Genomic DNA, 12,430 nt, shown 5'->3' on the forward strand with positions numbered 1-12,430 from the left:
CGGATTTTTTCCCGCGGAGCCTGATGCCCCGACGCCTGCGCCCCCAGATCCCAGGTTGGGCCCACTGGGCTCATTCTCAAAAAAGACAAGCATGCCGGGATGCCCCCTCAGGGGAAACCCGCGGGGCAGGAATTCGAATACAATATGTCAACACAAGACCTGACCCCGGATTCTTTGAGGATGCGGGCGCCGAAGCCTGACGCCGCAATAGGGCCGTCGCCGTCGGCGGCCCATCCGGGGCTTCCTCGAAGGGCACCCCGCCGGGGCTCCCTGGAACCAAGACCCAGCGCTGTTCCCCCGAAGGGCCTCGTCGAAGGTAGGGTTGCACATGGACGCGGCACCCGGCCCTCCCGAAGGGCGGACGGGGCGAAGGGCCGGGACGGAGAGGCGCGTGCGCTTCGACGGAACGGGACAAGCCCCGGAGGAGGCGCCGAAGGCGCCGGGCCGGGAGGAACAAGGGGCATTTGGGATTTGGGATCTCGGATTTGGAGACAAGGGCAACAGCTGAAGCCGTGGGGCCTGTGCCCTCGCCCGCTAGAAAGCAATGAACAGGAGTTCGAGGCCGGGGGCGGGAGGGCCATGGGGCCGGGAGACGCCCGCGCGGCCCCTTGTCCTGAAGAACGGAGGTGCTATGCTGTGCGAGCATGGAGCGAGAGATGAGGAAGGAGCCGGAGGTTCGGCAGATCCAAATCGGGGAGGGCGTGACCGCCGGGGGCGGACGGCCCTTTTTCGTCGCGGGCCCGTGCGTCATCGAGTCCGAATCCCACGCGAGGGCCGTCGCCCTCCAGCTCGCCTCGTGGTCGCGGACCCTCGGCCTACCGCTCGTCTTCAAAGCCTCCTACGACAAGGCCAACCGGACCTCCCTTTCGTCCTTCCGCGGGCCGGGTCCCGAGGAGGGCCTGCGGATTCTCTCGGAGGTGGCCCGGGAGACGGGGCTTCCGGTCCTGACCGACATCCACGAGGCGTGGCAGGCCGAGGAAGCCGCGGCGGTGGTGGACGTCCTCCAGATCCCGGCCTTCCTCTGCCGCCAGACGGACCTCTTGGTGGCCGCGGCGCGCACGGGCAAGGTCGTGAACGTGAAGAAGGGACAGTTCCTCTCCCCCTACGACATGGCCCACGCCGTGGAAAAACTCACCTCTTCGGGATGCGACCGGATCCTCCTGACGGAGCGGGGGGCCACCTTCGGCTACAACAACCTCGTGGTGGACATGCGGAGCATCCCGATCTTGCGCTCCTTCGGCTTCCCGGTGATCTTCGACGCCACCCATTCCGTGCAGCTGCCCGGCGGGGGCGGCGGAAAGTCGTCCGGCCAACGGGAGTTCGCGCCCGTGCTCGCGCGGGCGGCCGCGGCGGCGGGGGCCGACGGCTTCTTCTTCGAGGTCCACGAGGCGCCCGAGCGCGCCCTGTCCGACGGGCCCAACGCCTTGCCGCTGGACCGTTTCCCGGCGTTGGCCCGACACATCGCGGCGTTCTTCGATCTGGCCAGGAGACCGGAATGAGCTTGAGCGGAGCGAAGAGAGTCCTGACCCTGGAAGCCGAGGCCCTGATCCGGCTGAGGGACAGCCTGGACGACACCTTCACGAAGGTCGTGGAGCGGGTGCTGGCGTGCCCAGGCCGCGTCGTCGTCACGGGGATGGGCAAGAGCGGACTGGTGGCCCGCAAGATCAGCGCCACCCTGGCGAGCACGGGCACCCCTTCCTTCTTTCTTCACCCCGCCGAGGCGCTCCACGGCGACCTCGGGATGGTGAAGGGGTCGGATCTGGTCCTCGCCCTGAGCAACAGCGGGGAGACGGAGGAGCTGGTGCGCCTGGCGCCCTACGTGAAGCGCATCGGGGCCGCCCTCGTGGCCGTGACCGACAGCCCCCGATCCACCCTGGCGCGCGCGGCGGACCTCCACCTCACGGTAGCGGTGGACCAGGAAGCCTGCCCGCTGGGGCTCGCCCCCATGGCTTCCACCACGGCCCAGCTCGCCCTCGGCGACGCCCTCGCGGCGGCCCTCATCGAGAGGCGCGGGTTCAAACCCGAGGACTTCGCCCGCCTCCACCCCGGGGGGAAACTGGGGAAGCGCCTCATGCGGGTCAGGGAACTCATGCATACGGGAACGGAAGTGCCCCGGGTGGCGCCCGACTCCCCGGTCAAGGACGCCATCTACGAGATCTCCTCCAAGAAGCTCGGCGTCACGCTCGTGACGGACGGGCGAGGCCGCCTGGCTGGGATCCTGACCGACGGGGACGTGCGCCGCCTCATCGAGAAACACGGCGGCGCGTTCCTGTCCATGACGGCGGGCGAGTGCGCCACCGCGAACCCCCTCACCATTTCTCCCGACGCCATGGCCGTGGAGGCCCTCGGAATCATGGAGAGCCGCAAGATCACCTCCATCGTCGTGGCCGACGACGCGGGCCGGGTGGCGGGGCTCCTCCACCTCCACGACCTGTGGGGCCTGCAACTGATCTGACGGGGGCCCAGGCGCCTCTCTCTTCCCGCGGGAAGGACCCCGTGCTATTCTGACCCGGCACGGAGCGCCCGAAGCCATGACCGTCTCCAGTCTGGACTCTCTGCCCCAGCCGCTGAAGGACCGCCTGAGGAACGTGAGGCTCCTCCTTCTCGACGTGGACGGCGTCCTCACCGACGGGGGCCTCTATTTCGCCAACGGCGGCGACGAGTGGAAGCGTTTCGACGTGAAGGACGGAGCCGGGATCTACATGGCCCGGAAGCTGGGGCTGGAGGTGGGCCTGATCACGGGCAAGACCTCGGACATCGTGACGAGGAGGGCCGAGGAGCTGGGCGTGGTCCTCGTGCGGCAGGGGGCCATGGACAAGGTGCCGGCCCTCGCGGAACTGGTGCGGGAGGCGGGGTGCTCGACCGCCGAGACGGCCTACGTGGGCGACGAGGTTCTGGATCTGCCCGTCATGGCGCGGGTCGGCGTCTCGGCGTGTCCGGCCGACGCCCACGCCCTGGTGAAGCGGCACGCCGATGTCGTCCTGTCGGCCCCCGGGGGGCGAGGCGCCGTACGGGAGTTCGTGGACTTACTGCTCGATGCCCGGGGTGGGCTGGACCGGATCGAGCGCATGTTCTGGGAGGGCAGGCCGGATGCGTAATCTCCTCGGCACGCTGAAGTGGCTGATCATCGCCCTGGTGATCCTCGCCTGGTTCGCCTTGAGCGTGGGCAACCGCCAGCTTTCCACGGTCTTCGTCCTCATCCCCGGGGTCATCGAATTCCAGAGCGTCCCCTTGCCGGTCCTGCTCATCTTCCCCCTCGTCGTCGCCTTCCTGGTCTTCTGGTTCGTGGGCATGCTCGACCAGGTGGACCACTTCCTCCGCGCCCGAGAGCTGCGCAAGCGCATCCGGGATCTGGAGCAGGAGGTGGACCAGCTCCGGAACCTTCCCATCCGCGACGGGCTGCTCGGCGAGAAGGCCGTCGAGGAGGAATACCGGCCGTGATGAAGGCCTTCGGCATCCCGAATTGGGTCCTCGCCACCTTCATCCTCGTCTTTCTCCTGGGGCTCTTCCTGGGCGCGCGGCTCCCCTTGTTCCGCCGGCCCACCGGAGACGGGAAGGACGCCCGCCGCTCCCTGCATTACATCCGCGGCATGTATGCCATGCTGACGGGCGACGTGGAGAACTCCATCCGCCACCTCACCAAGGTCGTGGAGGTCTCCACCGAGCCCGTGGAGGTGTACCTCGCCCTGGGGAATCTCTACCGACAGCGGGGCCAGATAGACCGGGCCATACGGGTCCACCAGTCCCTCCTCACGCGCGCCTCCCTGAGCGAGGAGGAGCGGGTTCTGGCCCTGAACGCGCTGGGCATGGACTTCAAGACCGGCGGGCTCATGGACCGCGCCGTGAAGACCTTCCGGGACGCGCTGGCCCTCCATCCCCGGGACCCCGACGCCCTCGCCTTCCTCGTGAAGCTCTCGGAGGACCTGGGCGAGTGGGGGGAGGCCTACGAGTACGCCGTCCGGCTTCAGAAGGTGCGCCATCAGAAGGACCCCAAGACGCTCTCCTTCCTCCTCGCCCAGAAGGCGCAGAGGCTGGCCGAATCGGGGCTCCACCTGCGGGCCGCCTGGCAGCTCCACCGGGCCCTCCGCCTGTATCCCGAGAACACGACGGCCACCATCTTCCTGGCCCGCCTGTACCTGAAGGTGAACAAGGCGGACCGGGCCCTCAAGACCGTCGAGCGGGCCCTCCGGGAGACCCCCCACAAGTCCTTCATGCTCCTTTCCCTCCTGCGAGAGATTTACGCCCAACGCCAGGACCTCGGCGGCTACCTGGACACCCTTCACCGCCTGGGTCACGAGCAGGGACAGAAGCGCGCCCTTCTTCAGGAGCTTCAGGAGTTCCTCGACCTGAAGCGAAGGGAGCCCGCGGCGGCCGTCACCCGCCACCTCGTTCGACACTTCGGGCGGTCCCGCCTGGTGCAGAAGACCCTTTGGGACCTCAGCCGGCGGGGCGCCGTGGATCCATCCCTGGTCAAGGAGTGGGCCGATGCGCTCGCCGGCAGCGAGCAGATGATGGACGCCTACGTCTGCATTTCCTGCGGGTACAAGACGCTGGAGATCCTCCATCGCTGCCCCAACTGCAAGGAGTGGAATTCCTTCGTGGACGGAGAAGGCTGACACCCGGGGGACACCGTCCCACGGATCGGGAGGCGGGCATGCGGGCGAGACGGGACTTTCGTTCTCTGGCGGAGGTGGCGCTCCCCCTCCGCGGGCGCCTCGCCGCGGGGGACCCCACCGAACTCCTCCGGTCCGCGTTTCACCTGGCTCCGGGCTCCGTCCGGGCGGAGATCCGGGAGGAAACCCTGACGATCCGGACTCAGGACAAGACGGTTCGCTTCGCCCTCGAGGGCGCCGAGCCGCAGATCCTCTCCTGGTTCCACCAGAACGGCTTCACGGGCCTCAGGAGGGTCGCGTGGTCTGCGGTCTGAGCGTCCAGGCCCTGGACGCCTTCCTCCTCGCGGCCCTGAGGGAGGACGCCCCCGACGGAGACCGCACCACCGAGGCCCTGTGCATCTCGGGACGGGGGCGCGGATCGGTCCTGGCCAAGGAGGAGCTCGTGGTCTGCGGCCTGCCGGCGGCCCTGCGCGCCTTCCGCCTCGCCGACCCGGCATGCGCCGTCGAGGCCCTCGCGGAGGAGGGCGCCCGCGTTCCCGGGGGGACCGTGGTGGCCCGAGTGGAAGGCCCTCTGGCGTCCCTTCTCCTGGCGGAGCGCGTGGCGCTCAACCTGCTCCAGCGCATTTCGGGGATCGCGACCTTCACCCGGGCCTGCGTGGACGAGGTGGCCGGCCGCGCGGTCCGCCTCCTGGACACCCGCAAGACCACGCCCGGCATGAGGGCGCTGGAGAAGTACGCCGTCCGGACGGGCGGGGGAATGAACCACCGGATGGGCCTCTCGGACGGCATCCTCATCAAGGACAACCACGTGGCGGCCGTTGGCTCCATCGGCGAAGCGGTGCGCCGCGCGCGGGCTCACGCGGGCCACCTGCTCAAGGTCGAAGTGGAGGTGACCACCCTCCTGCAGTTCCAGGAGGCCGTGGCGGCGGGCGCGGATCTCATCCTCCTGGACAACATGTCCGATGAAGACATGAGGGAAGCCGCCCGGATGCGGCCTCCCGGAATCCTCCTCGAGGCCTCCGGCGGCATGCGTCCGGGACGCCTGAGGGCGGTGGCCGAAACGGGGGTCGACTTCATCTCGTCGGGCGCCCTGACCCATTCCGCGCGCGCCGTGGACCTCTCCCTGGAGATCGAACCGGCGCCATGACCGCCCCCCCCAGCGCCTGCCCCCGCCCGCCGGTGTCCCTCACCACGCGCTGGCTGGGCCGCCCCTGCCTCTTCGTGGGCACGGTGGAATCCACGAACGACGAGGCGAGGCGCCACCTGTCCCGGTTTGGGCCCGAGGCGCACGGGGCGGCCTTCTATACGGACGACCAGAGGAGCGGGCGGGGTCGCCATGGGCGCGCCTGGATCGCAGCGCCCGGAGCGGCCCTCGCCCTGAGCGTCGCCCTCTGGCCCCCGGAGGGGAAGGCCGGTTCCCTCTCCCTGCTTCCCGTGGCGGCCTCCGCCGCCGTGGCCCGGACCCTGAGGGACCTCTGCGGGCTGGAGGCCGCCCTCAAATGGCCCAACGACGTCCTGGTGGGGGGGCGGAAGGTGTCGGGCGCGCTGATGGAGGCCGCGTGGAAGGGCGAGGAGCACTCGGGACTCGTGCTGGGCGCAGGGGTGAACCTCCTCCAGGAGGAGAGAGACTGGCCCGCGGACTTGCGGGACCGGGCGGCTTCGATCCGATCCCTGGGAGGGTCCTCCCCCACCCTGGAGGTCTTGGTCGGTCACCTCCTCGATCGAATGGAGCCCCTCCTGGAAGATGGCTTTGAAGGCGGCCAGGGGCTCCTCCAGTCCGTGAGCGATCTCTGGATCCACCGGGAAGGGGATATGCTGGAAGTCCAGGCGGGCGGGGAGACGGCCGTCGGGCCGTTCCTGGCGATCGGACCCGAAGGGGAGCTCGTGCTCGAAGTGGCGGGGGAGGCAAGGCGCGTGCGTTTCGGCGACGTCGAGCGTCTGAGGAGGCGGCCATGATCTTCGTGATGGACGTGGGAAACACGCAAAGCAACGTGGCGCTCTTCAGGGGGCGCGAACTCGTCCTGTCCTGGAGGCTCTCCACGGCGAGGCACCGGACCCAGGACGAGTGGGGGGCCCTCCTGCAGAATCTCTTTCACCACAACGACCTCCGGTTGGAGGAGGTATCGGGCGTGGCCATTTCCTCCGTGGTGCCGCCCCTCGACGCCCCTCTCCGGCAGATGAGCCGCCGTTACTTCCATCGCGATCCCCTTTTCGTGGCGCCGGGCATCAAGACGGGGATCCACATCCTGTACGACAGCCCCTCGGACGTGGGCGCCGACCGGATCGTCAACGCCGTCGCCACCTACGCCTCGTGCGAGTGTCCGGCCATCGTGGTGGATTTCGGCACGGCGACGACCTTCGACATGCTGGGCGAGGGGGGAAACTACCTCGGGGGGGTCATCGCCCCCGGGCTTTCCATCTCCGCGGAGGCCCTCTTCGAAAAGGCGGCCAAGCTCCCGAAGGTGGAGATCGCGCGCCCCAAGAAAGTCATCGGCAAGAGCACCGTGACCTCGATGCAGTCCGGGTTCTATTGGGGCTACGTGGGTCTGGTGGAGGGCATCATCCGAAAGATGAAGAAGGAGTTCGGGACCGTCCGCTCGGTGGTGGCGACGGGCGGGCTCGCGCCGGTCATCGTGAAGGACTGCCCCTCCATCGACGCGGTGAACGAGAACCTGACCCTCGAGGGCCTTCGGATTCTGTACGAGATGAACGTGCGCGAGGGGGCGTAGCCGCCGAGGCGGCGGACCATGGACGAGAACATCCGGGCCTATTTCGACCGGATCGAAGCGGCCTTCGGACGGAGGAGGGGCGCGCCGCTCCTCCTTTCGCCGCTGGACTTCGAGAAGGCGGTGGAGTGGTTCGCCTCCGGCGTTCCCGCCGAGGCCGTCGAGGCCGGCATCGCGGCGTACTTCGAGCGCCTCGATCGGCGAAAGGTTCCCTCCCGGCACGCCGTGTGCCTTTCCTTCGCGGAGAGGGACGTGGCGAAGGCCCTGGCGGCAAGGAGGCAGGCCGCCGTGGGGCGTGCCGCCGGCGTGGAGGCGGCGCCTCCCTCCGCCGAGCGCATCGCGGCCTTCCTCGAATCCCGCGCCCGGAACCTGGAGGCCCTTCTCGAGCGCCCGGGCCTCAGGGATTCGGCACCCGTTCTCTGCCGCTTCGCGGAGGTCGCGGCGGCGGAGTTGCGCGAACTGAAGGCCGAGGCCGGCGGATCCGAGGCGCGCCTGGAAGCGGCCCTCTCCCCCCTGGATCAGGAACTCGTTCGCCTCGCCCTCCTCGACGGCCCCCCGGACCTGGCCGAGGCCTGGCGCGCCGAGGCCCGAGAGCGCCTCGGGGACCTGGCCGACGCGTTGGAGCCGAGGGTCCTCCGGCAGACCCTCGACCGTCTGGCGGCCGTCTCCGCCCTCCGCCACTGGGGGTTGGAGCGGCTCTCTCTCCTGTATTTGGAGGAGTGAAATGGGCGACGCCGTCCTCGTCGTGCGGGGCTCCCGCCCCCTGACCGAGCGCGTAGCGGAGGGGCTCCGGGACGCGGGGACCGCGGGGGTGTGGGAACGGGACCCGCGGCACTGGGAGGCCTACTTCGAAGCGCCCGTGGCCGGTCTTGGGGAGTCCCTGGAGGCCGCCGAGGCCGGCGTGCGGTGCGCCTGGCAGGAGCGCGAAGGCGTGGATTGGGTGGCCCGATACCAGGCGGGACTGAAGCCCATGGCTCTCGGCCGAAGGCTGGCCGTTCTGCCCGCCCTGGAAGCTCCCAACCCCTGGCCCGGCCGCGCGGCGGTTCGGCTCGTGCCCGGATGCGCTTTCGGGACCGGCGAGCACTATTCCACGGCGTCCTGCCTCAGGGCGTTGGAATCCTGGATGCCCGCCGGCGCCCGTGTGCTGGATGTGGGGTGCGGGAGCGGAATCCTCGCCGCGGCGGCCCTCCTCCTCGGCGCGAAGGAAGCCTGGGCCTGCGACGTGGACCCCCTGGCGGTCCGGGTCGCGTCCGAAACGGCCGCCGTCAACGGCACGCCCTTTCCCGCCTTCGTGGGAGGGGTGGAGTCGGCGCGGGGCCAATACGACGTCGTCCTCGCCAACATCCTCGCGGAGACCCTCGTGGAGATTCTGCCGCACCTCTTCGCGAGGACGGCGCCCGGCGGGAGGCTCATCCTCAGCGGAATTCTCCTGGAGAAGGGGGACGCCGTCCTATCCGCCGCTTCCGGTCTGCGGGTGATCGAGAGGCGGACCGACGGCGAGTGGTGGACCTTCGTCCTGGAGCGGCCCGCGTAGCGACCCATCGCGATGGCTATATTACATTATTATATATAGCGATTCAAAACATTGCCCAAGGGCTGTGCAAGGAGCAGGATCCCCTCTCTTTTCACGGAGTTCTCGGAGATTCCACAGGGTTTTCCAGAGGCTTTTCCACACGATTCGTGGAAAAGTCTGGCCGACGAAAGCGAGTGCTCACGCGCGTTTGAAGAGCCCACACGGGAGCGCGCCGTATCGACTCGCAGGAGCCTTTGTATATCGTGCCGAATCGGGCCGAACCTGGCGTAGCGGATGAAACTTGACTTCCCGAGTGGGAAATTCGGCCGCTTGACGACCCGCGCCGCCGCGCCTATTCTGAAGGCGTTGCTGGGGGCGCGGCCGAAGCCGCTGAGACGTCCGTGGGGAGCACCCCGGCCGGACGGTCCCTTCGAACCTGACCCAGGTCATGCTGGCGTAGGGAGCGCAACGGTCCCTTTCCCCTCCTCCCCTGACCTGAAGGCGACGCCGCTCGCCAGCGAGGTGCGCCATGGACGCGCAAGACCGTTTTTCCGCTTTCGGAAAGGGCCGCCCTGTGCCGGGCAGCCGCAAGGTTTACATCGAGGGGCCGCGGCCGGACGTGCGGGTTCCCTTTCGCGAGATCCGTCCATCGGGGGAAGCCGAGCCGGTCCTACTGTACGATTCCTCGGGGCCGTACACGGATCCCGAGGTTTCCCTCGACCCCGCCCAGGGCCTCCCGACCCTCCGGCGCGGATGGATCGCCGAACGGGAGGACACGGTCCGCTCGAAGGCCGGAGGACTCGTGGCGGCCGCCCGCCGGCGGGTCACTCAACTCGCCTATGCCCGGGCGGGAACCGTCACCCCCGAGATGATGTTCGCCGCCGTCCGCGAGGGGATGGAGCCGGAGGTGGTCCGGGAGGAGATCGCCGCCGGGAGGGCCATCCTCCCCGCCAATCCGAACCACCCCGAAGTCGAACCCATGGTCATCGGAAGGCGCTTCCTCACGAAGATCAACGCCAATCTCGGCAGTTCGGCCGTTGCTTCCTGCCTCGAAGAGGAGGTGGAGAAGATGGCCTGGTCCATCCGGTGGGGAGCCGACACGGTGATGGACCTCTCCACGGGCCCGGCCATGCGCGCGACCCGCGAGGGCATCCTGCGCAACGCCCCCGTGCCCGTCGGCACGGTCCCCATCTACGAAGCCCTCGAACGGGTCGGAGGAAGCCCCGAGGCCCTCACCTGGGAGGTCTACCGGCAGACTCTGGTGGACCAGGCCGAGCAGGGGGTGGACTACATGACGGTCCACGCGGGCCTGCGCCTCGCCCACGTGCCTCTGGCCGCCTCGCGCACTACGGGGATCGTGTCGAGGGGCGGCTCGATCCTGGCCTCATGGTGCCTCCACCACCGCCGGGAGAACTTCCTCCACGAGCACTTCGACGAGATTTGCGAGATCGCCGCCTCCTACGACGTCGCCCTCTCCCTGGGGGACGGGCTCCGGCCCGGCTCCATCGCCGACGCCAACGACGCGGCCCAGTTCGCCGAACTGGAGACCCTCGGTGAGCTTACGCGCAGGGCTTGGGAGAGGGATGTGCAGGTCATGATCGAGGGCCCTGGCCACGTGCCCCTCCACCTCATCGCCGAGAATGTCGAGAGGGAGGAACACCTTTGCCACGGGGCCCCCTTTTACACCCTCGGGCCCCTCGTGACGGACGTGGCCCCGGGATACGACCACATCACGAGCGCCATCGGTGCAGCCGTCATCGGCGCCTTGGGCACGGCCATGCTCTGCTACGTAACCCCCAAGGAGCACCTGGGGTTGCCGGACCGCGAGGACGTGCGGCAGGGCGTGATCGCCTACAAGATCGCGGCCCACGCCGCCGACCTGGCCAAGGGCCACCCCGTCGCCCGGAAATGGGACAACGCCATGTCCCGCGCGCGCTACGCCTTTCGCTGGGAGGACCAGTTCGCCCTGGCCCTCGACCCCGAGACGGCGCGGGCGATGCACGATGCCTCCCTCCCCTCCCCGTCCGACAAGGATGCGCGGTACTGCTCCATGTGCGGGCCCAAGTACTGCGCCATGCGGATCAGCGGGGGCCTGCCTGAAGACGAGTGAATGACCTTTCGGGGCGGCTGGATCAACCGGCTTCCCGCGGGCTTTACCTTGGAGCCCCCGAGCGTTAGGATGAAGCCAAACGAGGCAGGGGGTTTTCATGTGGAAGGAACTGGCCGAGCTCTTTCCGCCCGAAGGATTCAAGGTCCTGCTGACGCTCTTCCTTTCCTTCCTGATCGGCCTGGAGCGGGAGGAGCGCAAGGGGACCGCGGGCCACTACGTCTTCGGCGGCGTGCGGACCTTCCCCCTCATCGGCCTCCTGGGGTACGCGACGGCCCTCGTCTCGGGCGAACAGCTTCTGCCCCTGGCCTTCGCCTTCGCGGTGGTCGGCTCCTTCCTGCTCGCCTCCTACCTCCACAAGCTCAAGGCGTCGGATGAGGCGGGGGTCACGACGGAAATCTCGGGCCTGATGACCTTCGTCGTCGGGGTCCTGGTCTACCGAGACCTGTTCTGGATCGCCTCGACCCTGGTGGTACTCAGCCTCCTCCTCCTCGAACTCAAACAGGCCCTGGAGGGGCTCTCCAGGCGGCTCCCTCCCGAGGAGGTCGTGACCTTCACCAAGTTCCTCCTGCTGACGGTTGTCATCCTCCCCGTGGTGCCCAACCAGCCTTTCACCCCCTTCGCCGTCAATCCCTTCAAACTCTGGATGGTGGTGGTGGCGGTGAGCACCGTTTCCTACGGGAGCTACGTCATCCAGAGGTTTACCCGAGGCCGGGGAGGGGTCCTGCTCTCGGCCGTCCTCGGGGGAGCCTACTCCTCCACCGTGACAACCGTGGTGCTGGCCAAGAAGTCCCGCGGGAACCGCCTCTCCCGGCTGTACTCCGGCTCCATCCTGCTGGCCTCCGGACTCATGTACCTGCGCATCGTGGTCCTCGTGGCCGCCTTCAACGGGGCACTCGCCCGCCAGATCCGGGCCCCCTTCCTGATCCTCGCGGCCCTGGCGATCCTGGGCGGGCTGGTCTGGGCTCGGATGGAACGCCGGGACAAGGAGGCCCAGGAGCCTCCGGACCCCGCGCGCAACCCCCTGGAATTTCGCGCGGCGTTCTTCTTTGCCCTCATCTTCGTGGCGGTCCTGGTGATTTCCGAGCTGGTCTTCGAATCCCTGGGCAGGAGCGGATTGTACCTTCTGGCCCTGGTCATGGGCGTGACGGACGTGGACCCCTTCATCATGGGGCTGACCAGCGCCGCGGGGACGGCCACCCCCCTTGAGGTGGCCTGCGCCGGGATCGTGATCGCTGCATCCAGCAACAACATCGCCAAGGGGATCTACGCCTACGCCTTTTCGGACCGACCCACGGGCCTGCCCGCCCTGGCTCTCCTTACTCTTCTGGCGGCCGCGGGCCTTCTCCCCCTGCTCTGGATTGAATGACCTGAGGGGCATCTGGCGTGGAGGACCGGGGTTTTCTACCGGGTCTACCGGTGTTATCGTTCCCGGAGCGGGCCGTCCGCCGCGCAGGAGGGTAAGAGCCCG

12 protein-coding genes, 1 pseudogene and 1 riboswitch are annotated in these 12,430 nt (G+C 68.7%); all 13 genes and pseudogenes read left to right on the forward strand.

The window, feature by feature from the left end; genetic code table 11:
- Positions 1-656 precede the first annotated feature (656 nt).
- The 13 genes and pseudogenes from kdsA (at position 657) to AB1824_05910 (ending at position 12,328) form a co-directional block, all read left to right on the forward strand.
- On the forward strand, positions 657-1,499 hold the full coding sequence (gene kdsA, locus AB1824_05850) for a 3-deoxy-8-phosphooctulonate synthase (GenBank protein MEW5764483.1): 843 nt from the start codon (positions 657-659) through the stop codon (positions 1,497-1,499).
- Positions 1,496-2,455 carry a KpsF/GutQ family sugar-phosphate isomerase gene (locus AB1824_05855; protein MEW5764484.1) on the forward strand — a complete coding sequence of 320 codons (960 nt, stop codon included), beginning with the start codon at positions 1,496-1,498 and terminating at the stop codon, positions 2,453-2,455. Before kdsA ends, AB1824_05855 begins: the two co-directional genes overlap by 4 nt.
- 76 nt (positions 2,456-2,531) lie before the next feature.
- Positions 2,532-3,098 (forward strand): HAD hydrolase family protein, encoded by a 567-nt coding sequence (locus AB1824_05860; protein MEW5764485.1) that lies wholly within the window; start codon positions 2,532-2,534, stop codon positions 3,096-3,098.
- Positions 3,091-3,441, forward strand: a complete 351-nt coding sequence (locus AB1824_05865; GenBank protein MEW5764486.1) for a LapA family protein — start codon at positions 3,091-3,093, stop codon at positions 3,439-3,441. The genes AB1824_05860 and AB1824_05865 overlap by 8 nt, the downstream gene beginning before the upstream one ends.
- Positions 3,441-4,616, forward strand: a complete 1,176-nt coding sequence (locus AB1824_05870; protein MEW5764487.1) for a tetratricopeptide repeat protein — start codon at positions 3,441-3,443, stop codon at positions 4,614-4,616. The genes AB1824_05865 and AB1824_05870 overlap by 1 nt, the downstream gene beginning before the upstream one ends.
- A gap of 38 nt (positions 4,617-4,654) precedes the next feature.
- Positions 4,655-4,927 carry a hypothetical protein gene (locus AB1824_05875; protein ID MEW5764488.1) on the forward strand — a complete coding sequence of 91 codons (273 nt, stop codon included), beginning with the start codon at positions 4,655-4,657 and terminating at the stop codon, positions 4,925-4,927.
- A complete protein-coding gene (nadC, locus tag AB1824_05880; protein MEW5764489.1) occupies positions 4,912-5,760 on the forward strand; it encodes a carboxylating nicotinate-nucleotide diphosphorylase in 849 nt (282 codons plus the stop codon). Before AB1824_05875 ends, nadC begins: the two co-directional genes overlap by 16 nt.
- On the forward strand, positions 5,757-6,569 hold the full coding sequence (locus AB1824_05885) for a biotin--[acetyl-CoA-carboxylase] ligase (protein MEW5764490.1): 813 nt from the start codon (positions 5,757-5,759) through the stop codon (positions 6,567-6,569). The genes nadC and AB1824_05885 overlap by 4 nt, the downstream gene beginning before the upstream one ends.
- A complete protein-coding gene (locus tag AB1824_05890) occupies positions 6,566-7,342 on the forward strand; it encodes a type III pantothenate kinase (protein ID MEW5764491.1) in 777 nt (258 codons plus the stop codon). Before AB1824_05885 ends, AB1824_05890 begins: the two co-directional genes overlap by 4 nt.
- Positions 7,343-7,360: 18 nt before the next feature.
- Entirely contained in the window at positions 7,361-8,062 is a 702-nt protein-coding gene (locus tag AB1824_05895) for a hypothetical protein (GenBank protein ID MEW5764492.1), read from the forward strand.
- Between the two features lies 1 nt (position 8,063).
- On the forward strand, positions 8,064-8,873 hold the full coding sequence (locus tag AB1824_05900) for a 50S ribosomal protein L11 methyltransferase (GenBank protein MEW5764493.1): 810 nt from the start codon (positions 8,064-8,066) through the stop codon (positions 8,871-8,873).
- 340 nt (positions 8,874-9,213) lie between these two features.
- Positions 9,214-9,333, forward strand: a riboswitch (TPP riboswitch).
- Positions 9,334-9,381: 48 nt separating this feature from the next.
- Positions 9,382-10,938 (forward strand): annotated as a pseudogene (thiC, locus tag AB1824_05905) (phosphomethylpyrimidine synthase ThiC).
- Between the two features lie 121 nt (positions 10,939-11,059).
- Entirely contained in the window at positions 11,060-12,328 is a 1,269-nt protein-coding gene (locus AB1824_05910; GenBank protein ID MEW5764494.1) for an MgtC/SapB family protein, read from the forward strand.
- Positions 12,329-12,430 lie beyond the last annotated feature (102 nt).

It is taken from the genome of Acidobacteriota bacterium (assembly GCA_040752915.1).
Taxonomy (GTDB): Bacteria; Acidobacteriota; UBA4820; order UBA4820; family DSQY01; genus JBFLVU01.

Coding starts and splice junctions, on each gene's coding strand:
- AB1824_05870 (MEW5764487.1), top strand. CDS start 3,441: ATGAAGGCCTTCGGCATCCCGAATTGGGTCCTCGCCACCTTCATCCTC.
- kdsA (MEW5764483.1), top strand. CDS start 657: ATGAGGAAGGAGCCGGAGGTTCGGCAGATCCAAATCGGGGAGGGCGTG.
- AB1824_05900 (MEW5764493.1), top strand. CDS start 8,064: ATGGGCGACGCCGTCCTCGTCGTGCGGGGCTCCCGCCCCCTGACCGAG.
- AB1824_05890 (MEW5764491.1), top strand. CDS start 6,566: ATGATCTTCGTGATGGACGTGGGAAACACGCAAAGCAACGTGGCGCTC.
- AB1824_05885 (MEW5764490.1), top strand. CDS start 5,757: ATGACCGCCCCCCCCAGCGCCTGCCCCCGCCCGCCGGTGTCCCTCACC.
- AB1824_05895 (MEW5764492.1), top strand. CDS start 7,361: ATGGACGAGAACATCCGGGCCTATTTCGACCGGATCGAAGCGGCCTTC.
- AB1824_05910 (MEW5764494.1), top strand. CDS start 11,060: ATGTGGAAGGAACTGGCCGAGCTCTTTCCGCCCGAAGGATTCAAGGTC.
- AB1824_05875 (MEW5764488.1), top strand. CDS start 4,655: ATGCGGGCGAGACGGGACTTTCGTTCTCTGGCGGAGGTGGCGCTCCCC.
- AB1824_05865 (MEW5764486.1), top strand. CDS start 3,091: ATGCGTAATCTCCTCGGCACGCTGAAGTGGCTGATCATCGCCCTGGTG.
- AB1824_05855 (MEW5764484.1), top strand. CDS start 1,496: ATGAGCTTGAGCGGAGCGAAGAGAGTCCTGACCCTGGAAGCCGAGGCC.
- AB1824_05860 (MEW5764485.1), top strand. CDS start 2,532: ATGACCGTCTCCAGTCTGGACTCTCTGCCCCAGCCGCTGAAGGACCGC.